At 62.7% G+C, this 21,905-nt stretch carries 20 protein-coding genes and 1 tRNA gene; 15 read left to right on the top strand and 6 right to left on the bottom strand.

Annotated features, from left to right (window positions below; translation table 11 throughout):
* The first annotated feature begins 1 nt into the window (after nt 1).
* The 3 genes from JG747_RS26970 (at nt 2) to smc (ending at nt 4,985) form a co-directional block, all read left to right on the top strand.
* Nucleotides 2-511 carry a DUF721 domain-containing protein gene (locus JG747_RS26970; protein ID WP_019857012.1) on the top strand — a complete coding sequence of 170 codons (510 nt, stop codon included), beginning with the start codon at nt 2-4 and terminating at the stop codon, nt 509-511.
* Between the two features lie 154 nt (nt 512-665).
* Nucleotides 666-1,409, top strand: coding sequence for a DsbA family protein (locus tag JG747_RS26965; protein ID WP_202360395.1), 744 nt, complete (start codon nt 666-668; stop codon nt 1,407-1,409).
* Between the two features lie 117 nt (nt 1,410-1,526).
* Nucleotides 1,527-4,985, top strand: a complete 3,459-nt coding sequence (smc, locus tag JG747_RS26960; RefSeq protein WP_019857014.1) for a chromosome segregation protein SMC — start codon at nt 1,527-1,529, stop codon at nt 4,983-4,985.
* 49 nt (nt 4,986-5,034) lie between these two features.
* Here smc and JG747_RS26955 read toward each other — a convergent pair whose 3' ends face one another.
* The 3 genes from JG747_RS26955 to JG747_RS26945 form a co-directional block, all read right to left on the bottom strand.
* Complete coding sequence (locus tag JG747_RS26955) at nt 5,035-5,403, bottom strand: hypothetical protein (RefSeq protein WP_027046624.1); 369 nt, start codon at nt 5,401-5,403, stop codon at nt 5,035-5,037.
* Nucleotides 5,404-5,515: 112 nt separating this feature from the next.
* Nucleotides 5,516-5,590 (bottom strand) — tRNA-Gln (locus tag JG747_RS26950).
* A 128-nt stretch (nt 5,591-5,718) separates the two neighbouring features.
* On the bottom strand, nt 5,719-6,063 hold the full coding sequence (locus tag JG747_RS26945) for a VOC family protein (RefSeq protein ID WP_202360394.1): 345 nt from the start codon (nt 6,061-6,063) through the stop codon (nt 5,719-5,721).
* Nucleotides 6,064-6,288: 225 nt separating this feature from the next.
* Here JG747_RS26945 and ppdK point away from each other — a divergent pair, with 225 nt between their 5' ends.
* On the top strand, nt 6,289-8,967 hold the full coding sequence (gene ppdK / locus JG747_RS26940) for a pyruvate, phosphate dikinase (RefSeq protein ID WP_202360393.1): 2,679 nt from the start codon (nt 6,289-6,291) through the stop codon (nt 8,965-8,967).
* 207 nt (nt 8,968-9,174) lie between these two features.
* Nucleotides 9,175-9,915 (top strand): polysaccharide deacetylase family protein, encoded by a 741-nt coding sequence (locus JG747_RS26935; protein WP_202360392.1) that lies wholly within the window; start codon nt 9,175-9,177, stop codon nt 9,913-9,915.
* 31 nt (nt 9,916-9,946) lie between these two features.
* Here JG747_RS26935 and JG747_RS26930 read toward each other — a convergent pair whose 3' ends face one another.
* Together JG747_RS26930 and JG747_RS26925 are read right to left on the bottom strand one after the other, a co-directional pair.
* A complete protein-coding gene (locus JG747_RS26930; protein WP_202360391.1) occupies nt 9,947-10,336 on the bottom strand; it encodes a DUF427 domain-containing protein in 390 nt (129 codons plus the stop codon).
* 131 nt (nt 10,337-10,467) lie between these two features.
* On the bottom strand, nt 10,468-10,824 hold the full coding sequence (locus JG747_RS26925) for a hypothetical protein (RefSeq protein ID WP_010914922.1): 357 nt from the start codon (nt 10,822-10,824) through the stop codon (nt 10,468-10,470).
* Between the two features lie 323 nt (nt 10,825-11,147).
* Here JG747_RS26925 and JG747_RS26920 point away from each other — a divergent pair, with 323 nt between their 5' ends.
* Nucleotides 11,148-12,776 carry a fatty-acid--CoA ligase gene (locus JG747_RS26920; protein ID WP_202360390.1) on the top strand — a complete coding sequence of 543 codons (1,629 nt, stop codon included), beginning with the start codon at nt 11,148-11,150 and terminating at the stop codon, nt 12,774-12,776.
* 80 nt (nt 12,777-12,856) lie between these two features.
* Nucleotides 12,857-13,642, top strand: coding sequence for a DUF1499 domain-containing protein (locus JG747_RS26915; RefSeq protein WP_202360389.1), 786 nt, complete (start codon nt 12,857-12,859; stop codon nt 13,640-13,642).
* Nucleotides 13,643-13,691: 49 nt separating this feature from the next.
* Here the strand turns inward: JG747_RS26915 and JG747_RS26910 are convergent, their stop codons facing one another.
* Nucleotides 13,692-14,600, bottom strand: coding sequence for an MBL fold metallo-hydrolase (locus JG747_RS26910; RefSeq protein WP_064983003.1), 909 nt, complete (start codon nt 14,598-14,600; stop codon nt 13,692-13,694).
* Between the two features lie 113 nt (nt 14,601-14,713).
* Between JG747_RS26910 and JG747_RS26905 the strand changes: the two genes are divergently transcribed.
* The 8 genes from JG747_RS26905 to JG747_RS26870 all read left to right on the top strand — a co-directional run bounded on the left by JG747_RS26905 (nt 14,714) and on the right by JG747_RS26870 (nt 21,859).
* Entirely contained in the window at nt 14,714-15,304 is a 591-nt protein-coding gene (locus JG747_RS26905) for a biotin transporter BioY (RefSeq protein WP_027046626.1), read from the top strand.
* A 64-nt stretch (nt 15,305-15,368) separates the two neighbouring features.
* On the top strand, nt 15,369-16,388 hold the full coding sequence (locus JG747_RS26900; RefSeq protein WP_038645458.1) for an NAD-dependent epimerase: 1,020 nt from the start codon (nt 15,369-15,371) through the stop codon (nt 16,386-16,388).
* A gap of 132 nt (nt 16,389-16,520) precedes the next feature.
* Nucleotides 16,521-17,402 (top strand): glucose-1-phosphate thymidylyltransferase RfbA, encoded by an 882-nt coding sequence (rfbA, locus tag JG747_RS26895; RefSeq protein WP_038645459.1) that lies wholly within the window; start codon nt 16,521-16,523, stop codon nt 17,400-17,402.
* Nucleotides 17,403-17,405: 3 nt separating this feature from the next.
* Nucleotides 17,406-17,957, top strand: a complete 552-nt coding sequence (gene rfbC, locus JG747_RS26890; RefSeq protein WP_019857026.1) for a dTDP-4-dehydrorhamnose 3,5-epimerase — start codon at nt 17,406-17,408, stop codon at nt 17,955-17,957.
* Between the two features lie 19 nt (nt 17,958-17,976).
* Nucleotides 17,977-19,047: a dTDP-glucose 4,6-dehydratase gene (gene rfbB / locus JG747_RS26885; protein WP_202360388.1), complete on the top strand. Its 1,071-nt coding sequence runs from the start codon at nt 17,977-17,979 to the stop codon at nt 19,045-19,047.
* Complete coding sequence (gene rfbD / locus JG747_RS26880) at nt 19,044-19,922, top strand: dTDP-4-dehydrorhamnose reductase (protein ID WP_202360387.1); 879 nt, start codon at nt 19,044-19,046, stop codon at nt 19,920-19,922. The genes rfbB and rfbD overlap by 4 nt, the downstream gene beginning before the upstream one ends.
* A 301-nt stretch (nt 19,923-20,223) precedes the next feature.
* On the top strand, nt 20,224-21,234 hold the full coding sequence (locus JG747_RS26875) for a glycosyltransferase family 2 protein (RefSeq protein WP_244748236.1): 1,011 nt from the start codon (nt 20,224-20,226) through the stop codon (nt 21,232-21,234).
* Nucleotide 21,235: 1 nt separating this feature from the next.
* Nucleotides 21,236-21,859 (top strand): class I SAM-dependent methyltransferase, encoded by a 624-nt coding sequence (locus JG747_RS26870; RefSeq protein WP_038645467.1) that lies wholly within the window; start codon nt 21,236-21,238, stop codon nt 21,857-21,859.
* The last annotated feature ends 46 nt before the right edge of the window (nt 21,860-21,905 follow it).

The following is a 21,905-nucleotide window of genomic DNA, read 5'->3' as shown; positions in this document are numbered from 1 at the left end:
CATGGCAGGGAGAACGCCCTACGGCAATCCCGTTCCGGTGAGCGATCTTGCCACCAAAATCCTCGACCCGGTGCTGCGCAAACGGGCAGGCATCTCGATTGGTCTCGTCCAGTCCTGGGAAGAGATCGCCGGGCCGCGCCTGGCCAGCCGCTCGCGGCCTGAGAAAATTCAATGGCCACGCCGCCTGCATGAGGATGATCCGTTCGAGCCGGCGGTATTGGTCATTGCCTGTGAAGGCATGGCAGCACTTCATCTGCAGCACGAGACCGGCGAGATCATCAACCGGGTCAACGCTTTCCTCGGCTTTACGGCAATAGGCCGCATCAGGATCGTGCAAAAACCGGTGACGACGGACAAGGGACGGCCTAAACCGACCTTCAGGCCGTTGACGGCGGCGGAGCAGACCAGACTGTCCAGTACGGTCGAACTGATCGAGGATGACGGGCTGCGCGCCTCGCTGGAAAGGCTTGGCGCAACCATTTTGGGTGAAAGGAAGTCAAAAACCCCTTGAAGACAGTCATGGATTTGTCGTCAACATCTCGCATTCGTGATCGCCTTTGTCAGGTTTCACGATTGGATTGGGGATGGAGATGCCTTAATTCGCGCCAACTCTCGCCTTTTCGTGCCTTTGCATTGCAAAATTCAACCCTTGTCAGGTGATTCGTATGAACCGTCTTCCGTTCGGCAAAAGTCTGTCTCGCAGAAACGTCCTGTCTTCGCTGGCCGCCATTCCGGCGGTGGCCCTGCTTGCCGCCTGCAGCGACTCCGGCGAGCAGGCCAAGGCGGCGGATGTGAAGCCCGCGGATCCGGCCGCTCCCGCAAAGCCCGCCACGCCGGCTGCCGCCAAGGTTCCCGAATCCCAGGGCAATGTCGATATGGCAGAACTGTTGAAGCCGGGCGCGCTGCCTGACAAGCAGCTCGGCAAGGATGACGCCAAGGTCACCATCGTCGAATACGCCTCGATGACCTGCCCGCATTGCGCGCATTTCGCCGAAACCACCTTCCCGGACCTGAAGACGAAGTACATCGACACCGGCAAGGCACGCTATATCCTGCGCGAATTCCCGTTCGACCCGAGCGCGGAAGCCGGTTTCATGCTGGCGCGCTGCGCCAAGGACAACTATTTCCCGATGGTGGACGTGCTGTTCAGGCAGCAGGCGAACTGGGTTGGCGTGTCGAACACCAAGGATGCGCTGCTGCAAATCTCGAAGCTCGCCGGTTTTACACAGGAGTCCTTCGAGGCCTGCTTGACGGACCAGAAACTTCTGGACGATGTGAGATCGGTCCAGAAGCGCGGCGCCAATGAATTCAAGGTCGACTCGACACCGACCTTCTTCATCAACGGTAAGACCTACAAAGGGGCGATGTCGATTGAGGAAATGTCGGCCATCATCGACCCTCTGCTCTGACGCTTGCGCAGCGCTGAAGCGGCAGCGCTTCGGCGTGCCCATCCATTTGCCTTGTCGCGGGCTCTATTCGCAAAACCGCGGAACACTTTTGCGGAACCCGCTTGCGGGGCGGCGCGAATGAAGTTTTCGCGCCTTCGCCTCCTCGGTTTCAAGTCCTTCGTCGAGCCCGGCGAGTTCGTCATCGAACGCGGCCTCACGGGTATTGTCGGGCCGAACGGCTGCGGCAAGTCGAACCTTGTCGAGGCGTTGCGCTGGGTGATGGGCGAAAGCTCCTACAAAAACATGCGCGCGTCCGGCATGGACGACGTCATCTTTTCCGGTTCAGGCACGCGGCCCGCCCGCAACACCGCCGAAGTCACGCTTTTCCTCGACAACAGTGATCGTTCGGCGCCCGCTGCGTTCAACGATGCCGACGAGTTGCAGGTGTCGCGCCGCATCGAGCGCGAGGCCGGCTCGCTCTACCGCATCAATGGCAAGGAAGCGCGCGCCAAGGATGTGCAGCTTCTGTTCGCTGATCAGTCGACTGGCGCGCGCTCGCCGTCGATGGTCGGGCAGGGCCGCATCGGTGAACTGATCCAGGCCAAGCCGCAGGCGCGCCGCGCGCTGCTCGAAGAGGCCGCCGGCATTTCCGGCCTGCACACCCGCCGCCACGAGGCGGAACTGCGGCTGAAGGCGGCCGAACAGAATTTGGAACGCCTGGACGACGTCGTCGGCGAGTTGGAAAGCCAGATCGAAAGCCTGAAGCGCCAGGCGCGCCAGGCCTCGCGCTTCAAGAACCTGTCGGCCGATATCCGCAAGGCCGAAGCGACATTGCTGCATCTGCGCTGGACGCTCGCCAAGACACAGGAAGGCGAGGCACGTTCCGCGCTGGCTGTTGCCACGGCACTCGTCGGCGACCGCGCCGCCGCGCAGATGAACGCGGCCAAGGAGCAGGGCATCAGCGCTCATCGCCTGCCCGATCTGCGCGACGCGGAAGCCGCCGCTGCCGCCGCCTTCCAGCGCCTGTCGATCGCCAGGTCGCAGATCGAGGAGGAAGCCGGCCGCATTCGCAACCGCCAGGCCGAAATCGAGCGCCGCCTGCAGCAGCTCGACGGCGACATCGCTCGCGAGGAGCGGATGGTGCGCGACAATGCCGATGTCCTCGAACGGCTGCGCACCGAAGAAGCCACGCTGAATTCCGAGAACGCCGGCGCCGCGGAGCGCGAGGCCACCACCCGCGCGGCTTTCGAACAGGCGGCATCGACGCTGGCGCAAAGCGAAGCCAGGCTTGCCGCGCTGACCGCCGAACGGGCCGAGGCCGCCGCTTCGCGCCATCAGATCGAGCGCACGCTGCGCGAAACGGCCGAGCGCCGCGACCGCTTCGCCCGCCAGCTCGCCGAGGTCGACCGCGAATTGTCGGATATCCTCTCCAAGGTCGCCGGCCTGCCGGATCCGGCCGAAAAGCGCGTGCTGGTCGAACAGGCCATGGCGCTGCTGGAAGAATCCGAAGCCGCCGTGGCGCAGGCCGAACAATCGGTCATCGATGCCCGAGCCGACGAAAGCGCTGCCCGCCCGCCGCTTCAGGACGCCAGGGCCGAACTGGCGCGGATCGAGACCGAAGCACGCACGCTGGCCAAGATCCTCAATGCCGCCAGTGGCGATCTCTTCCCTTCGGTACTGGAGCAAATCAGCGTCGAGCGCGGCTTCGAGACGGCGCTGGGTGCTGCCCTTGGCGAAGACCTCGACGTGCCGCTCGACCGCAGCGCGCCTGCGCATTGGGGCGAAAGCCAGATCCAGCCGGGCGACGCGGCACTGCCGGAAGGCATCAAGAGCCTGGCCAGCGTGGTTCGCGCCCCGGCGCAGCTTGCCCGCCGCCTGGCGCAGATCGGCATCGTCGAGGCCGCTGACGGCCGCCGGCTGCAGGCGCTGCTTGCGCCCGGCCAGCGACTGGTCAGCCGTGAAGGCGCGCTCTGGCGCTGGGACGGCCTGACCGCCAGCGCCGATGCGCCGACGGCCGCCGCACAAAGGCTGGCGCAGAAGAACCGGCTTGCCGAACTTGATGCCGAAGCAGTGCAAGCGACACTTGTGCTGCGCCAGGCTGAGGAGGCGCTAGCACGGGCCGAGCAGGCGCTTCGCCAGGCAAGCGAGGCCGAACGCAACACGCGCCAGGCTGGACGCGACGCTCAGCACCGGCTGGATGCGGCCCGCAATGCGCTGGCCGAGGCCGAAAAGGCCGGCGGCGAGCTGGCGAGCCGGCGCGCGGCACTCGATGAGGCGCGCGCGCGCATCGTCGACAGCCATGAGGAAACCTCGGCGGCCTTCGTCGAGGCCGAAATGCTGCTGCAGGACGCGCCCGATCTCGGCGACCTGCAATTGCAGCTTGAACAGTCCTCGGCCAATGTCTCCCGCGACCGCGCCACGCTTGCCGACGCGCGGGCCGTCCATGAAGGGCTGCGGCGCGAGGCCGAGGCGCGGACGCGCCGGCTCGATGCCATCGGTGCCGAGCGCAGCAACTGGCTGGTACGCGCCGAAAACGCCTCGACCCAGATCGCCTCGCTCGGCGAGCGCAAGGCCGAGGCCGAGGCCGAGCGCGAACGGCTGGCCGATGCGCCCGATGAGATCGATGCCAAGCGGCGCGCGCTGCTGTCGCAGCTCACCGAGGCCGAGACCTTGCGCAAGGCGGCCGCCGACCGGCTGCAGGAAGCGGAAAACCGGCAGGCCGAACTGGACAAGGGAGCCACATCGGCCATCCAGTCGCTGGCCGAGGCGCGTGAGACCCGTGCCCGCGCCGAGGAAAGGCTGACGGCGGCCGACGAGCGCCGGCTCGAGGTCGAGGCGCGTATCCAGGAAACGCTGAACACGCCGCCGCATCTGGTCATCCGCCATACCGGCCTGGAAGCCGACGACCCGATCCCCGAAATGGCCGAGATAGAACGCCAGCTTGACCGGTTGAAGATCGAGCGCGAACGGCTCGGCGCCGTCAATCTGCGCGCCGAGGAAGAGCAGAAGGAGCTCTCCGACCGGCTCGAAGCGATCGTTACCGAGCGCGAGGATATCATCGAGGCGATCCGCAAGCTGCGGCAGGCGATCCAGAGCCTCAACCGCGAAGGCCGCGAGCGGCTGCTCGCCGCCTTCGATGTGGTCAACAGCCACTTCCAGCGGCTGTTCTCGCATCTGTTCGGCGGCGGCACGGCGGAATTGCAGCTGATCGAGTCCGACGATCCGCTCGAGGCAGGGCTTGAAATCCTTGCCCGCCCGCCCGGCAAGAAGCCGCAGACCATGACGCTGCTGTCCGGTGGCGAGCAGGCGCTGACGGCGATGTCGCTGATCTTCGCCGTCTTCCTGACCAACCCGGCGCCGATCTGCGTGCTCGACGAAGTCGACGCGCCGCTCGACGATCACAATGTCGAGCGCTTCTGCAATCTTATGGACGAGATGGCCAAGACCACCGAGACGCGCTTCGTCATCATCACCCACAATCCGATCACCATGGCACGCATGGACCGGCTGTTTGGCGTGACCATGGCCGAGCAGGGCGTCAGCCAGCTCGTTTCGGTCGACCTTCAGGCCGCCGAGGCGATGCGCGAGGCGAGCTGAAGCGTTCGGATTGGCGGCTCCGGCCAGCAGAGCAGGGTGCGGTTGGCTATCAGCCTTTGCGGCGCATGACCCAATTTACACACAGCGCGACCACGAGGCCGCCCGCAATGCCGATGCAATCGGCAACCCAGTCGAACATGTCGAGATCGCGGTCTATCAGCGTCGTGCCCTGAAGGACTTCGATGGCGGCCCCGACCAGCGCCAGGAAAATGACCAGCGTGACTATGCGCCTGGGCCAGCCAAGAGCTCCAAGAGCAGCCAGGGTGGCGAATGCGCTGGCGTGATTGACCCTGTCATTTTCGAAACCGATATCGAACCCGAATTCCTGAAGCTCGGGCACTGGCAGTAGTGCGAGGACCAGAACCGCAACGAGCGTGACGATAAAGGCGGTCGATATGGCCACCGAACAAAAGTTCATCTGCTCCAACAATCTTCGAAGAGAGCTGACATCGGTCCGAGGCCTTGAGCCGCAGGACGATCCAGGCCAAGCACGGATCAGGCCTCGGCGCAACCATCCGGTGGCAATGGGATGGCTGGGGCGCCAGGATTCGAACCTGGGAATGTCGGTACCAAAAACCGATGCCTTACCACTTGGCGACGCCCCAATAGCCGTCAGAGTCGCTTGTGCGGCGCGTTATTAGCAGAGCAGCCGAAAAGCACAATGGTTATGAGCGATGGCAGGAACGCCCAAATCGAGCAATCCACAAATGCCACCTGATCCCATTCGGGAAGGCTATTGCCCCCAGACAGCCAGCTCGTTGCCGGCCGGATCGACGAAGTGGAAGCGCCGGCCGCCGGGAAACGGGAAGATCGGCTTGATGATCGTGCCGCCTGCACTTTCGACGGCGCCCAGGGTTTCCTCGAGGTCGTCGCTATAGAGCACTGGCAGTGGCTGGGCAGGTGCTTCCGCGGTATCCGCCTGAAAACCGCCATCCAGACCCTCGGCAAAGGCCGAATAGGTCGGCCCGTAGTCGGTGAACGACCAGGCAAAGGCGGCACTGTAGAAAGCCTTCAACCGGTCCAGCGTGCCGCCGGTCGCCGGCATTTCCAGATAGTCGAGCTTTCCAGTCAGTTTCATGGGGCACCTTTTTGTTCCCTTTATGTTCTAGTCATCAAGTGGTGAGGTGGCAAGTCCTTTTGACGCATGCCGAAGCGAGGCTTTTTCTTAATCGATTGTAGCGGCGGGACGGCTCTGCCGGCGCTTGCCTTTCGCACTGCAGCATCATATCGCTCCAAAGTCGGACCAGGGTGGAACTTTCCGTTTCGCCAATCTTTCCAATCTCCTGCAACCGGAGAGCAAAGCATGACCAAATGGGTTTTCACCTTTGGCGATGGTGCGGCGGAAGGCCGTGCCGGCGACAAGAATCTGCTGGGCGGCAAGGGAGCCAACCTGGCCGAGATGTGCAGCCTGGGCCTGCCGGTGCCGCCAGGCTTCACCATAACCACCGAGGTCTGCAATGCCTATTATGCCAATGGCCGCGCCTATCCGGCGGGGCTGGAAGGCGATGTCGCGGTCGCGCTCGATCACATCGGCCGGCTGACCGGCCGCCGGTTCGGCGATCCTTCGAAGCTGCTGCTGGTGTCGGTGCGCTCCGGAGCTCGCGCCTCGATGCCGGGCATGATGGATACCGTGCTCAATCTTGGCCTCAACGACGAAACGGTCGAGGCGCTGGCCACCGATTCCGGCGATGCGCGCTTTGCCTATGACAGCTACCGCCGCTTCATCCAGATGTATTCCGATGTCGTCATGGGCCTCGATCACGAGGTGTTCGAGGAAATCCTCGAAGACCAGAAGGCAAGCCTCGGCCATGAGCTCGACACCGAACTGACGGCCATCGAATGGCAAGGCGTCATCGAGCTCTACAAGGCCAAGGTCGAGGAAGAGCTCGGCAGGCCGTTCCCGCAGGATCCGCAGGAGCAGCTCTGGGGCGCCATCGGCGCGGTGTTCTCGAGCTGGATGAACAACCGCGCCATCACCTATCGTCGCCTGCACGACATCCCAGAAAGCTGGGGCACGGCGGTCAACGTCCAGGCCATGGTGTTCGGCAATATGGGCGAGACCTCGGCCACCGGCGTCGCCTTCACGCGCAACCCTTCGACCGGCGAAAAGCAGCTCTATGGCGAATTCCTGGTGAACGCACAGGGCGAGGATGTCGTCGCCGGCATCCGCACGCCGCAGAACATCACCGAAGCCGCCCGCATCGCAGCCGGTTCCGACAAGCCGTCGCTGCAGAAGCTGATGCCGGACGCCTTCCAATCCTTCGTCACCATCTCCGACAGCCTGGAAAAGCACTATCGCGACATGCAGGACCTCGAATTTACCATCGAGCGCGGCAAGTTGTGGATGTTGCAGACCCGCTCGGGCAAGCGCACCGCCAAGGCGGCGCTGAAGATTGCCGTCGAAATGGCAAGGGACGGCCTGATCACGAAGGAGGAAGCCGTCGCCCGCATCGATCCGGCCTCGCTCGACCAATTGCTGCACCCGACCATCGACCCGAAGGCCGCGCGCGACGTCATCGGCGTCGGCCTGCCGGCCTCGCCGGGCGCTGCCACCGGCGAGATCGTCTTTTCCTCCGGCGATGCCGAGGATCTCAAGGCCCAGGGCCGCAAGGCGATCCTGGTGCGCATCGAGACCAGCCCCGAGGACATCCACGGCATGCACGCCGCGGAAGGTATCCTGACCACGCGCGGAGGCATGACCAGCCATGCCGCCGTCGTCGCGCGCGGCATGGGCAAGCCTTGCGTGTCTGGCGCCGGCTCGCTGCGCGTCGACTACAAGGCCGGCACGCTGCTCTCGATGGGGCAGACCTTCCGCAAGGGCGACATCATCACTATCGACGGCGGCAACGGCCAGGTGCTGAAGGGCGCCGTGGCGATGCTGCAGCCCGAACTGTCCGGCGATTTTGCCGCCATCATGGAATGGGCGGACGCCGTGCGCCGCATGAAGGTGCGCACCAATGCCGAAACCCCGCTCGATGCCCGCATGGCGCGTTCTTTCGGCGCTGAAGGCATCGGTCTCTGCCGCACCGAGCACATGTTCTTCGACGGCGCCCGCATCGTCGCCATGCGCGAGATGATCCTGGCCGACACCGAAAAGGATCGGCGCGCCGCCCTTGCCAAGCTTCTGCCCATGCAGCGCTCGGATTTCCTGGAATTGTTCGAGATCATGGCCGGCCTGCCGGTGACAATACGCTTGCTCGATCCGCCGCTGCATGAATTCCTGCCCAAGACCGAGGCCGAAATCGCCGAGGTCGCGGCCGTCATGAATGTGTCGCCCGACAAGCTCAGGCAGCGCACCGAGGCCTTGCACGAATTCAATCCGATGCTCGGCCATCGCGGCTGCCGGCTGGCCGTCTCCTATCCCGAGATCGCCGAGATGCAGGCACGCGCCATTTTCGAGGCCGCCGTCGAGGCCGGCCAGAAGGCCGGCGCGCTGGTCGTCCCCGAAATCATGGTGCCGCTGGTCGGCCTGGTGAAGGAGCTCGACTATGTGAAGGCGCGCATCGATGCGGTCGCCAAGAGCGTCATGGAGGAGAGCGGCGTCAAGATCGACTACCTCACCGGCACGATGATCGAACTGCCGCGCGCGGCGATCCGCGCCCATGTCATCGCCGCTACAGCCGAGTTCTTCTCCTTCGGCACCAATGACCTCACCCAGACCACGTTCGGCATCTCGCGCGACGATGCGGCCTCGTTCCTGGAGACCTACCGCCAGAAAGGCATCATCGAGCAGGATCCATTCGTCTCGCTCGACATCGACGGCGTTGGGGAATTGGTGCGCATGGCCGCGCAAAAGGGCAGGGCGACGCGCCCCGACATCAAGCTCGGCATCTGCGGCGAACATGGCGGCGACCCGGCATCGATCCGCTTCTGCGAGGAGGTCGGGCTCGACTATGTGTCGTGCTCGCCCTATCGCGTGCCGATCGCCAGGCTGGCGGCCGCGCAGGCCGCGGTAAAGGTGGCGAAAGCGGGGCGCGGATAGGGAGATCAGGCATTGCGTAATCGCACCGAGATGAAGCGGCAACGCGCTGTCTGAAGGGCAACGGCTCGTCAGGCTGCCGAAATGGCGCGTGCACCAGGGCAGTCAAATTGCCGCGCCATGCATTTTTCTGCTATCCATCGTCCGATTTCCGCCTTCATGCGGGTCTTTGGATGCCGGCTTGAAATCGCCAATCAGGAATTCGGTTTGATGCGTCTGCTGCAAAGACATCTCTGCATGATCGCCATGTCGTTGGTGGCTGTATCGAGCGCCCATGCCGCGACGCTGGTCGAGCCCACGCTGCACATCAAGCCTGCGGCGAGCGGAGCGGGCCGCGTTGCGCTCACGTTCGATGCTTGCGACGGACGGACCGACACACGCATTCTCTCGGCCCTGGTGGAAAACAAGATCCCCGCCACCATTTTCGTCACCGGCATCTGGCTGAGGCGCAATGCCGCGGCCGTCGAGATCATGCGGGCGCATCCAGACCTTTTCGAACTGGAAAATCACGGCGGCCGCCACATTCCGGCGGTCGACACGCCACAGAAGATCTATGGCATAAAGAGTGCCGGCAGCCCGGATGCCGTGCTGGCCGAAGTCGAGTCGGGGGCCGCGGCGCTCGCCAGGACCGGCGAGCCGACGCCCAAATGGTTCCGCGGTGCAACTGCCGAATACAGCCCCTCGGCGATCGCGATGATCCGCAAGCTCGGCTTCAAGATTGCCGGCTTCTCGATCAATGGCGATGGCGGTTCGCTGCTCGGCGCCAAGGAAACCGCCAAGCGCATCGCCGCGGCCAAGGACGGCGACGTCATCATCTCACACATCAACCAGCCAACCCACGCCGCCGGCGAGGGCGTGGTGCAGGGCCTGCTGGCGCTGAAAGCCAAAGGCATGATCTTCGTGCGCCTCGACGATGCCGACGGCACAGGCAATCACGGCACCACGGACTAATTCCGCAGGACGAGCTGGAACTGACCCCTACTCAACCCGGCGTGGCTTCGATTGTCACCTTGCTGGCGTAGAAAGCACCGTGGTCGCGGATTTCGGTCATTTCGTCGAAAGGCCGCTCATAGGCCCACATCGCGTTCTGACCGGCTTCGCCGGCAGGCAGCACGCTCCAATAGCTGGCATCGCCCTTGTAAGGGCAATGGGTCGAGTGTTCGGTGCCGCTCAGCCTGTCGAAATCGATGTCGGCGAACGGAATGTAGAAGACGGCGGGATAGGGCGCTTCGCTCAGGACCTTGGCCTTCGTGGACGACGCGATGACCGTATCGCCAGCGCGCACCGTGACGGCGCCGACATAGGGTTTGATGGTGATGATCTTGTCGGGGTTGCGCTGGAAGCCGGGTGCCGGGTTGGCGATCTTGTCCATGCTGGTTCTCCTTGCGTGGCCCCTTAAAGTGTGGCGGGCACAGCTGTTGCGCAAGGTGGGTTCACATCACGAAAACAGGCGCGCCAATCACCAAGGCGTGGCGCTGCAGCGCTTCGAGTGGCAGCCGTGGCTCAGGCGGCGGTCTTGAATGCGTCCATCAGTCCGGCATAGGCGGCCGCGATGCCCGCAACCGGGTTGCTGCTCCTGGAAACGGTCTCGACCTTCAGCGAGCCGCCGCCGGTCGGCAAGGTGAGCAGCAGGAACTGGCGATTGCCTCCAGCGCCGACGGATGCGGCCGCGACGTGCTGGCCTTCCCCCTCGTTCTGGACGCACATCTTGAACAGGAGCGTGCCGCCGACCGCTTCGAGCGCGCCGCCGACAACTTCAACAAATTCGTCTTCGGAAACAGTCTTTTCGTCCGGCACCAGATCGGCCAGGCTTTCGGCAAGTGTGCTCTCAAGGGCTTTGTCGTCGAGCTGCGTGTCCATGCGAACCTCTTTCAGTCGCCAATCGCCCCCTTTACCCGTTAACGAAGCTTAACGCCGACGATGGCCGGATTGTGGCGGATTTCCCAGTCATTTCGTGGGATAGGACACCGTAGCGCCTGCAGTGTTTTCGACCGTCCTGCCATCGCGGTGGCACGAATGCCCAGCAGTCCAAAATCCAAAACATGTCAAAAATCAACTGCTTGCCGTTGCGGCACGGACCCTGAAATTCGTGTCCCGCGCGAGCGGGTGACTGGACAATCCGCCGGTTCGCTTCACAATGCGCCAAAGCTACGACGCAAAATGCGCGAGGGAGGAGGAACCGGATGCTGGGGCTGATGCAGGAATGGCCGCTGCTGTGCCACAAGCTTATCGACAACGCCGAACGGCAGCATGGGGTGCGCGAGATCGTATCGCGCTCGATCGAGGGGCCCATCGTGCGCACCACCTACGCCGACATCCATCGTCGTTCTCTCAAGGTCGCCCAGCGGCTGGAGCGGGACGGCTATGGCTTGGGCGACCGTATCGCCACGCTGGCCTGGAACACGGCGCGCCACCTCGAGGCCTGGTACGGCATCATGGGCGTCGGCGCGATCTATCACACGCTCAATCCGCGCCTGTTTCCCGAGCAGATCGTCTGGATCATGAACCATGCCGAGGACAAGGCGGTCTTCGTCGACCTCACCTTCATTCCTTTGCTGGAAAAGATCGCCGGTGCCGTCAAATCGCTGAAGAAGGTGATCGTGCTGACCGACAAGGCGCACATGCCACAGACGACCTTGCCCAATGCCGTCGCCTATGAGGACTGGCTTGACGAGGCCGATGGTGACTTCGCCTGGAAGGCCTTCGACGAAGGCACCGCCGCCGGCATGTGCTACACATCAGGCACCACAGGCGATCCCAAGGGCGTCGTCTACAGCCACCGCTCGAACGTGCTGCACGCCATGATCGCCGCCATGCCCGACGCGATGGGGCTGTCGTCGCGCGACACGATCCTGCCGGTTGTGCCGATGTTCCACGCCAATGCCTGGGGCCTTGGCCAGAGCGGGCCGATGATCGGCGCCAAGCTGGTCATGCCCGGCTGCAAGATGGATGGCGCCTCGATCTATGAGTTGCTCGACACCGAGAAGGTAACCTTCAGCGCCGCCGTACCGACCGTCTGGATGATGCTGCTGCAATATCTGGAGGAGACTGGCAAGAAGCTTCCCTATCTCAACAAGGTCGTCATCGGCGGTTCTGCCTGTCCACGCGCGATCATGACGAAGTTCCATGACGATTACGGTGTCGAGGTCATCCATGCCTGGGGCATGACTGAAATGTCGCCGCTCGGCACGCTGTGCACCTTGAAGCCGGAATATACCGCTCTCCAGGGCGAGGCTCGGCTTGATATCAAGCAAAAGCAGGGCTACCCGCCCTTCGGCGTTGAAATGAAGGTGACCGATGACGAGAACAATGCGCAACCCTGGGATGGCAAGACCTTTGGCCGCCTGAAAGTGCGCGGCCCGGCCGTCGCTCGCGCCTATTATGGTGGCGCCGGGGCGGAGCAATTCGATGAGGACGGCTGGTTCGATACCGGAGATGTCGCTCACATCGACGCCGGCGGCTACATGCAGATCACCGATCGTGCCAAGGACGTCATCAAGTCCGGCGGCGAATGGATTTCGACCATCGATCTCGAGAATCTGGCCGTCGGCCACCCGGACGTGGCGGAAGCTGCGGCGATCGGCGTCCATCATTCGAAATGGGGCGAGCGGCCCTTGCTGGTCGTCGTTACCAAGCCCGGCAAGGAGCCGACCAAGGCGGATATTCTCCACTTCATGGATGGCAAGGTGGCCAAGTGGTGGATGCCCGACGATGTCGCCTTCGTCGGCGAAATACCGCATACCGCCACCGGCAAGATCCAGAAGATCACCTTGCGCCAGCAGTTCAGGGACTACCGCTTGCCGACGGATTGAGGGGATGTTGCGTGTTTCGGCTTCAAGCCGCCGCGAAAAGGCACTAAACCTCCGTCCGGGTTGGGGCAACGCAGAGAACCATGGTTAGCATTCCCGAACGGCGAACGTCGAAGGCTGCCGGCTGGTCGCGGCGCACGGCCGCGTTTTCAGCGGTGCTTTTGCTGACCGACTTTGCCGGCCACCGCTTCGATCTCGTCGAGACGCCGGTGTTCCTGTGGGTGCTCGGCATCGTCGCGCTGCTCGCGGCGCTGGCGCTGCTGTTCGCCGCCTTTGCCTTTTCGAGACTATGGAAATTCGGCGATCGCGGCGGCCGCGACCTGACCGTCGGCGCCTTGCTGGCACTGCTGGTGCTGGGCCCCTATGGCGTTGCCGCCTACTGGGCGACGATCTATCCGCCGCTCAGGGACATTTCGACCGATTTCGATGAGCCGCCCGCGCTCGACGTCAGCGAGCGGACAAAGGACATGAATGTGCTGTCCCCATCGACGCCGGGCGAACAGAGGCTGCAGGCCGACAGCTATCCATTGGTCACCGCGCGCAGCTACGACCTGCCATTCGAGACCATCGTCAATGCCGTCGAAACCGTGCTCGACCGGCGCAGCTGGGATCTTTCCGAACCCTATCCCGACCTTGCCGGGCAAAGCGACGTGACCATCACCGCTGTCGCCAAGGGTTTCGTGCTCGGCCTTCCGGCCGATGTGGCGATCCGCGTGACGGACGATGGCGATAGCGTGATCGTCGACATGCGGTCGGCCTCGCGTTACGGCCGCTACGACCTTGGTGACAATGCCGCGCGCATCACCGATTTCCTGGCGGAACTGGATCAGGAAGTCGCCGGCCAGGTCGGAGCGGCTCCGGCCGAATAGGCATTTTCCCACGGATCCAGCGCCTTCGGGAGCCCCCCGGGGGCAGGCCCTATCGGGTTGGGATGAAAATGCCGTCGATAGCGGGGGCGGCGTCTGTCGATACCATCCCGCGCGCCACCAGGTCCTCGAGATGGGCAAGTACCGACAGTCCGGCGGCACCATGCAGCCGGGGATCGGTGTCGCGATAGATCGCCTTCACCATGTCGGGAATCGTCCGGTCGCCGGCTCTGACCCGCTCCAATATGGCCCGCTCGCGCATCTTGCGATGGGTCTTCAGTCCCCGCATGAAAGCGCGCGGCTTCGTCACCGGCCCGCCGTGCCCAGGCAGCAGCAGGCGGTCGTCGCGCTCGATCATGCGGTCCAGCGACGCCATGTAATCGGCCATGGCCCCGTCCGGCGGCGCGACAATCGATGTCGCCCACGCCATGACATGATCGGCCGAAAACAGGATGCCGGTTTCTTCCAGCGCGAACACCGCGTGATTGGCGGTGTGGCCGGGGGTCAGAACCGTACGGATCGCCCAGCCGTCGCCGGCGACCAACGCGCCGTCCGGGAGTGCGATGTCGGGAATGAAAGCGGTGTCGGCGCTGGCGTCGAGCGCATTGGTCTCGCCGATATGCAGTGGCCTCGCCGGCCGGTGCGGCCCTTCCGCCATCACCAAAGCACCGGTGCGCTCCTTCAGCCGGGCCGCCAGCGGGGAATGGTCGCGATGCGTGTGGCTGACGAAGATATGGCTGACCGGCCTGCCGGCGATCACACCGAGCAAGGTCTGAAGATGCGCCTCGTCATCCGGCCCGGGATCGATGACCGCCAGCGTGTCGCGCCCGATGACATAGCTGTTGGTGCCATGAAAGGTGAAGGGGCTGGGGTTCCGGACCGTGACGCGCTGCACGTCCGGGCCGACGTTCACGCCCTGGCCGTAGTGCGGATCGAAGCTGGTATCGAATTTGAGAGCCATGTCGGCACATTGTTCCCGGAACGGCAAAACCGATTGCCGCATAGCACGCAAGCCAATATAGGAAAACGCAGGACCGCGATTATAGGATCGCGCTAGACCGAATGGGGAAGACCATGGCAACTGCAACGACGATGCGCCCGCTTGTTTCTCTGGCTTTGCCGCAGGAAGGCGCGGCGCGACTGGCAACACAGCTTTTCCTGGCGATTGCCGGAACGCTGCTGCTGACCCTGTCGGCCAAGACCAAGGTTGTGCTGGGGCCCGTCGACATCTCGATGCAGACGCTCGCCGTCTTGCTGATCGCCGCGGCCTTCGGCCTTCGCCTCGGCGTCGCCACGCTGCTGCTCTACATGGCGGAAGGCGCCATGGGCTTCCCGGTCTTCCAGGGCACGCCTGAGAAGGGCATTGGCCTTGCCTACATGGTCGGCCCGACGGGTGGCTATCTCGCGGGCTTTGTCGTCATGGCGGCGATTGTCGGCTGGGCCGCGGATCGCGGCTGGGATCGCCACCCGATCAAGCTTTTCAACGCTATGCTGGTTGCCGAAGTGGTGATGATGGCGATGGGCTTTGCCTGGCTGGCGTTGCTGATCGGCCCGGAAAAGTCCTGGCAGTTCGGCGTCGTGCCGTTCATCGTCGGCGACCTCATCAAGGTTGCGCTGGCGGCAAGCCTTGTGCCGGCCGTCTGGTCGCTGCTGAAACGCTCCTGAGGTCTGTAGGAAGATTGGCGTGCCATAGACGTCAGGGATCCATTCCCGAGGATGGGCGCTTCCGATGAAGGTTCTGGTCACCGGCGCCGCCGGCTTCATAGGCTATCATGTCGCCAGGCGGCTTCTGGAGCGTGGCGACGAGGTTGTCGGCATCGACAGCGTCAACGACTACTATGACCCGCGGATCAAGCAGGCGCGGCTGCGGCTGCTGGCCGAAGCCAGCCAACGCACCAATGCCGGCTATCATTTCATCCACGGCAATCTTGCAAACAGCGAAATCGTGGACGGCTGCTTTGCCGCTCACGGCTTTGATCGGGTGATCCATCTCGCCGCCCAGGCAGGGGTGCGCTACAGCCTGGAAAACCCGCGCGCCTATGTCGAAAGCAACATCGTCGCTTTCACCAACATGCTGGAGGCCTGCCGCAATGCCGGCATAGCGCACCTGACCTATGCCAGCACCTCGAGCGTTTACGGCGCCAACACCGACATGCCGTTTTCCGAGCACCGCCCGGCCGATCATCCGCTGCAGTTCTACGCCGCGACCAAGCGCGCCAACGAGCTGATGGCGCACAGCTACAGCCATCTGTTCGGGCTGCCGACGACCGGGCTGCGGTTCTTCACCGTGTATGGCCCCTGGGGGCGCCCCGACATGGCGCTGTTCCTGTTCACCAGGAGCATTCTGGCCGGCGAGCCGATCAAGCTGTTCAACAATGGCAACCACACGCGCGATTTCACCTATATCGACGACATCGCCGAAGGTGTGATCCGGACCAGCGACAGCCCTGCAGCCGGCAATCCCGCCTGGGATTCCGGTCATCCGGATCCGGCAACGAGCAGCGCGCCCTGGCGCATCTTCAACATCGGCAACAACAATCCGGTGAGGCTGACCGCCTATGTCGAGGCGTTGGAAAGCGCGCTTGGCCGCAAGGCCGTCATAGAACTCTTGCCGCTGCAGGCCGGCGACGTGCCGGACACATTCGCCGACACTTCCGCGCTGCAGGAGGCTGTTGGCTACCGCCCCGGCACGTCCGTGGCAGACGGGGTAGGGCGGTTCGTCGAGTGGTACCAGGCGTATTTTGGGTAGGGGTGGCGGAGGTCATGTCCTGGCGTGCGAAACAGACCTCTCCTGTGCCGGGTGCCGCATTGACAAGCCATTGAATGAAACCTAAGCACGGTCGATCAGGGCCGGGGGGCTCAGCATGTCAAGGAGAGCTTCTTGAAAGGAATTATCCTTGCTGGAGGCAGTGGAACGCGTCTTTATCCACTGACATTAGCAGTCTCTAAGCAAATCCTTCCGATATACGACAAGCCGATGATTTATTATCCGCTGAGCGTACTGATGCTCGCGGGAATCCGTGAGATTCTGATTGTTTCGACGCCGCGTGATCTGCCGGCTTTTCGTGATTTACTCGGCGACGGATCGGAGTTCGGGCTGGCGTTCTCCTACGCCGAGCAGCCGCAGCCCAATGGTCTTGCGGAAGCTTTCATTATCGGCCGTGATTTCATCGGCAAAGACAGTGTCTCGATGATTCTTGGCGACAACATATATTTCGGTGACGGCCTGTCGCAGCTTTGCCGCGCCGCCGCTGCGCGCGAAGCGGGTGCTTCGGTGTTCGCCTACCATGTCGAGGATCCCGAGCGCTATGGTGTTGTGTCCTTCGACAGGGCAACCGGAACCGCGCTGACGATTGAGGAAAAGCCGCAGAAGCCGAAGTCGAACTGGGCAGTCACCGGTCTCTATTTCTACGACAATGACGTGGTCGACATCGCCCCGACGATCCGCCCCTCGGCGCGAGGCGAGCTCGAGATCACGGCTGTCAACAATGTCTATCTCGAGCGCGGCAAGCTGCACGTGCACCGTTTGGGACGTGGCTATGCCTGGCTCGACACCGGCACGCACGACAGTTTGCACGAAGCCTCTTCTTTCGTGCGCACGATCGAACATCGGCAGGGCATCAAGGTTGCTTGCCCTGAGGAGATCGCCTTCGAGCAGGGCTGGTTGACGGCAGAGCAAGTGCTGCAACGCGCAACTCGGTTGGGCAAAAATGAATATGCCGCCTATCTGCGGCGGCGCGTCGCCGATCTGTTGGAGGGCTAAGCTTTGGAGATCAGGTCCCTCGGCATCGATGGCGTGCTGGAAATCGTTCCCAAGCGACATGGCGATGCACGCGGCTTCTTCATGGAAACCTACAATGCCGAGCGGTTTTCGCAGGCGGGCATCGACTTGGTTTTCGTCCAGGACAACCACTCCTATTCCGCTACGGCAGGCGTCTTGCGAGGGCTTCACTACCAGCTCGAGCCGCGGGCCCAGGACAAGCTGCTGCGCGTCATTCGCGGCAGTATCCTCGACGTCGCAGTCGATATCCGCCGTGGTTCGAAAACCTTTGGGAAGTGGGTAGCCTGCGAGATTTCGGCCGAAAAGGGCAATCAGATTCTGGTGCCGAAGGGTTTCGCGCATGGCTTTGTGACGCTCGTGCCCGACACCGAGGTTCTCTATAAGGTTACCGACACCTATTCGCCCGAGCACGATCGGTCTGTTCGCTTCGATGATCCCATCATCGGCATCGAATGGCCTTCAGTGGCTGGCGGATTCCAGCTTTCGGACAAGGACCTCAAGGCGCCGGTGCTCGCCGAGGCCGAAGTGTTTGCCTGATGGGCATGAGGATAGCGGCATGAATTTTCTGGTGACAGGCGGGGCTGGCTTCATCGGTTCGGCGGTGTGTCGGCATCTGTGCGCCAATCCGGCCTATAGGGTGACCAATCTCGACAAGCTCACCTATGCCGGCAACCTGGCCTCGCTGCGGCAAATCGAGAACGCGCACAATTATCGCTTCGCCCAGGTCGATATATGCGACGAGAAAGCGGTGCTCGACATAATGCGCCGTGACGATATCGACATCGTCATGAACCTTGCCGCCGAGAGCCATGTCGACCGCTCGATCGATGGGCCTGGCGCCTTCATCGAGACCAACATCGTCGGCACCTACCGCATCCTCAATGCGGCGCTCGAATACTGGCGCGGCCTTGACGACGACAGGAAGGGCCGCTTCCGCTTCCATCACGTGTCGACCGATGAAGTGTTCGGCGACCTGCCTTTCGATGGCGGCATGTTCGTCGAGGAGACGCCTTACGCGCCGTCCTCGCCCTATTCGGCCTCGAAGGCGGCCTCGGACCATCTGGTCCGCGCCTGGCACGAGACCTACGGCCTGCCGGTCGTGCTCTCCAACTGTTCGAACAATTACGGCCCCTATCATTTTCCCGAAAAACTGATCCCGCTCGTCATCCTCAACGCGCTCGACGAAAAGCCGCTGCCGGTCTATGGCGCCGGTGCCAATGTGCGCGACTGGCTGTTCGTCGAGGATCACGCCCGAGCCCTGGAACTGGTCGCCACCAAGGGCACGCCGGGCGAGAGCTACAATGTCGGCGGCAATTCGGAGCGGACAAACCTCAGCGTCGTCGAGACGATCTGCGACCTGCTCGACAGCAGACGTCCCCGGGCCGGCGGCAAGAGCTACCGTGACCTGATTTCCTTCGTCACCGACCGCCCCGGCCATGACCGCCGCTACGCCATCGACGCATCGAAGATAAGCCGGGACCTCGGCTGGGTGCCCAACGAGAATTTCGACAGCGGCCTGGCCAGAACCGTGGACTGGTACCTCGACAACAAATGGTGGTGGGGGCCAATCCGCGAGCAGAACTATGCCGGCGAAAGACTGGGCGAAGCCCGCAAGGGGGCCGCATGAGGCTCGTTGTCACCGGACGCGAAGGCCAGGTTGTGTCGAGCCTTCTGGAGGCCGGCCAGCTTGCCGGTGTAGACGTCATCGCCATTGGCCGTCCGCAGCTCGACCTGGCAAACCCCGACACCGTGATCGAAGCCATTGCTGCGGCCAGGCCTGACGTCGTCGTCTCGGCTGCCGCCTACACGGCCGTGGATCAGGCCGAGGATGAGCCCGATCTGGCATTCAGGGTGAACGCCGTCGGCGCCGGCAAGGTGGCGCAAGCCGCGGCGCGGCTTGGCGTTCCCGTCATCCACCTTTCGACCGACTACGTCTTCGACGGCAGCGCTTCCGGTAGCTATGTCGAAACCGATGCGACCGCGCCAGCCAGCGTATACGGCGCTACCAAGCTCGCCGGCGAACAGGCGGTGGCCGCCGCCAATCCGCGCAACCTGATCCTGCGTACCGCCTGGGTCTACAGTCCGTTCGGCAAGAATTTCGTCAAAACCATGCTTCGGCTTGCGGCCGACCGCGACGAGATCTCAGTGGTGGCCGATCAATGGGGAAATCCCACCTCAGCGCTGGATATCGCCGATGCGATCCTGCATGCCGCGGCCACGCTGCACCGCAACAAGCACTTCGCCGCGTTCGGCATCTATCACCTGGCCGGCACCGGCGAGGCCAACTGGAGCGGCTTTGCCCGTCATATCCTCGACACGAGCCGCGTGTCTGGCGGTCCTTCAGCGCGGGTCCGCGACATTACGACGACGGACTACCCGACCAAGGCACGACGCCCTGCCAATTCCCGGCTATCGAGCGCGAAGTTCGCCTCCGCCTTCGGCTGGTCTGCGCCGGACTGGCGGCTTTCGACGGAAGCAGTGGTGCGTCGGGTCCTGCCCTGAGAGACGCGAACCCGCGCAAGGCAAAACCGGCCACCGGCGCAGGGCAATACCGGCAAGCTCAGAACAGATGTCGGTCAATGTCGGCGGCCCCCGCCATCCGGCTCGTGACCAATGCATAATGGCTCCCTGAGCGAGTTCGCCTGAACGCCATGAACTCGGCGCCGCCCGGAGCTCCTCGCGCCGTTTTTGTCAGCCGCAAAAACAGCATATTTTGCCAAAGCAGGTAGCGCGCGGAAGCAAAGTTCTTTAGGTCCATATGGAATACGGCAGCCTATCAGCCTTGCGGAAAGAAGAGGGTGGATTGTCAAAGCTTATTATTCAAATCCCATGCTTGAATGAGGAGGGGACGCTCGCCGTCACACTGGCCGATCTGCCGCGTCAGGTCGCGGGTTTCAGCACGGTGGAATGGCTCGTAATCGATGATGGCTCCACCGACCGCACGGTCGAGGTCGCCCGGGAAAACGGCGTCGATCACGTGGTCTCGCTGCCCCATAATCAGGGGCTTGCCAAAGCGTTCATGACCGGCATCGAAACCGCGCTGAAACTGGGCGCGGACGTCATCGTCAACACCGATGCGGACAACCAGTACGATGCCTCCTGCATTCCCGATCTCGTCCGGCCAATACTGGAGAAAAAAGCTCAGATCGTCATCGGCGCAAGGCCGATCAGCGAGATAGAGCATTTTTCACCGGTCAAGAAATTTCTGCAGAAGCTTGGCAGCTTCGTTGTCAAGCTTGCCAGTGGCACGACGGTCCCTGACGCCCCGAGCGGTTTCCGGGCCATTCATCGCGACGCGGCGATACAGCTCAATGTCTTCAACCGCTATACCTATACGCTGGAAACGATCATCCAGGCGGGGCGCAGGAACATCCCGATCACCTCGGTGCCGATCCGCGTCAACGGCGATCTTCGACCCTCGCGGCTGGTCAAGAGCATACCGAGCTATGTGCGGCGCTCGTTGATAACGGTCGTGAGGATTTTTGTCGTCTATAGCCCGCTGCGCTTCTTCTCGACATGTGCGGCAATCGTCGCCGCGCCGGGGGTGATCGGGGTTATCCGGTTCCTTGTCCACTATTTGATGGGCGAAGGCAGTGGCAACATCCAGTCACTCGTTCTGTCCAGCGCCTTGCTCGCGATTGCCGGCATTCTTGCGATGAGCGGCATCATTTCCGAGCTCATCGCGGTCAACAGGCAATTGCTTGAAGAAATAAGGATCAGGCAATTGCAGCAAGAGTATGGTGCAAGGGCCAGGGTCCGGTCGTTTGCGATGGAGAGCAAAATCAAGAATGAAAGTGTAGGCGGAACGATATAAGATGAATGATACGCCGGTCGCTTACGATAACGTTCCAGGTAATTACTATGATAAGTACAACACCCGGAATCCGGTTGCGCGATATTTGATGGATGGCTTTTTAAGTAGCTTCGATGCGTTGACGGCCGAGACAGGCGTTCGCAATGCCTACGAGGTCGGCTGTGGCGAAGGAAATTTGTCCATTCGACTTCATGATCGGGGGTGGAACGTCCGCGGCAGCGATCTGGAAGGCGTCAGTGTTTCGCAGGCCAATGAGCAATGCGTCAAGCGTGGGATAGCGCCGTTGTTTGAAACGCGCTCGCTTTTCGAACTGACGCCGCAGGCGAACTCCGCTGAATTGGTAATATGCTGTGAGGTTCTCGAGCATGTTCCAAATACGCAACAAGCGCTCTCGGTCCTGAAATCGCTTGGCAAGCCGTATCTCCTTGTCAGCGTGCCGCGAGAGCCGATCTGGCGGGTCCTGAATGTCGCCAGGGGAAAATATGTAACCCAGTTTGGCAACACGCCAGGGCATATCAATCACTGGTCATCCGCGTCTTTCATCGATCTGTTGAGCAAGACGCTAAAGGTCGTGAAAGTCAGCAAGCCCTTTCCCTGGACCATGGTCCTTTGCCGCTGTGACTGAGCCAACGCAGACGGCACAGCCACCCAAAAGCAGCAGGCTCAGGCTA

This window comes from Mesorhizobium sp. 131-3-5 (genome assembly GCF_016756575.1).
GTDB lineage: Bacteria > Pseudomonadota > Alphaproteobacteria > Rhizobiales > Rhizobiaceae > Mesorhizobium > Mesorhizobium jarvisii.
The sequence above is the reverse complement of the archived record's forward strand: the minus strand, read 5'-3'. Positions and strand labels throughout refer to the sequence as shown.

What these genes read in the sequence shown, in the direction of transcription:
- JG747_RS26970 (WP_019857012.1), top strand. Translation starts at nt 2, where the DNA reads ATGGCAGGGAGAACGCCCTACGGCAATCCCGTTCCGGTGAGCGATCTT.
- JG747_RS26965 (WP_202360395.1), top strand. Translation starts at nt 666, where the DNA reads ATGAACCGTCTTCCGTTCGGCAAAAGTCTGTCTCGCAGAAACGTCCTG.
- smc (WP_019857014.1), top strand. Translation starts at nt 1,527, where the DNA reads ATGAAGTTTTCGCGCCTTCGCCTCCTCGGTTTCAAGTCCTTCGTCGAG.
- JG747_RS26955 (WP_027046624.1), bottom strand. Translation starts at nt 5,403, where the DNA reads ATGAACTTTTGTTCGGTGGCCATATCGACCGCCTTTATCGTCACGCTC.
- JG747_RS26945 (WP_202360394.1), bottom strand. Translation starts at nt 6,063, where the DNA reads ATGAAACTGACTGGAAAGCTCGACTATCTGGAAATGCCGGCGACCGGC.
- ppdK (WP_202360393.1), top strand. Translation starts at nt 6,289, where the DNA reads ATGACCAAATGGGTTTTCACCTTTGGCGATGGTGCGGCGGAAGGCCGT.
- JG747_RS26935 (WP_202360392.1), top strand. Translation starts at nt 9,175, where the DNA reads ATGCGTCTGCTGCAAAGACATCTCTGCATGATCGCCATGTCGTTGGTG.
- JG747_RS26930 (WP_202360391.1), bottom strand. Translation starts at nt 10,336, where the DNA reads ATGGACAAGATCGCCAACCCGGCACCCGGCTTCCAGCGCAACCCCGAC.
- JG747_RS26925 (WP_010914922.1), bottom strand. Translation starts at nt 10,824, where the DNA reads ATGGACACGCAGCTCGACGACAAAGCCCTTGAGAGCACACTTGCCGAA.
- JG747_RS26920 (WP_202360390.1), top strand. Translation starts at nt 11,148, where the DNA reads ATGCTGGGGCTGATGCAGGAATGGCCGCTGCTGTGCCACAAGCTTATC.
- JG747_RS26915 (WP_202360389.1), top strand. Translation starts at nt 12,857, where the DNA reads ATGGTTAGCATTCCCGAACGGCGAACGTCGAAGGCTGCCGGCTGGTCG.
- JG747_RS26910 (WP_064983003.1), bottom strand. Translation starts at nt 14,600, where the DNA reads ATGGCTCTCAAATTCGATACCAGCTTCGATCCGCACTACGGCCAGGGC.
- JG747_RS26905 (WP_027046626.1), top strand. Translation starts at nt 14,714, where the DNA reads ATGGCAACTGCAACGACGATGCGCCCGCTTGTTTCTCTGGCTTTGCCG.
- JG747_RS26900 (WP_038645458.1), top strand. Translation starts at nt 15,369, where the DNA reads ATGAAGGTTCTGGTCACCGGCGCCGCCGGCTTCATAGGCTATCATGTC.
- rfbB (WP_202360388.1), top strand. Translation starts at nt 17,977, where the DNA reads ATGAATTTTCTGGTGACAGGCGGGGCTGGCTTCATCGGTTCGGCGGTG.
- rfbD (WP_202360387.1), top strand. Translation starts at nt 19,044, where the DNA reads ATGAGGCTCGTTGTCACCGGACGCGAAGGCCAGGTTGTGTCGAGCCTT.
- JG747_RS26870 (WP_038645467.1), top strand. Translation starts at nt 21,236, where the DNA reads ATGAATGATACGCCGGTCGCTTACGATAACGTTCCAGGTAATTACTAT.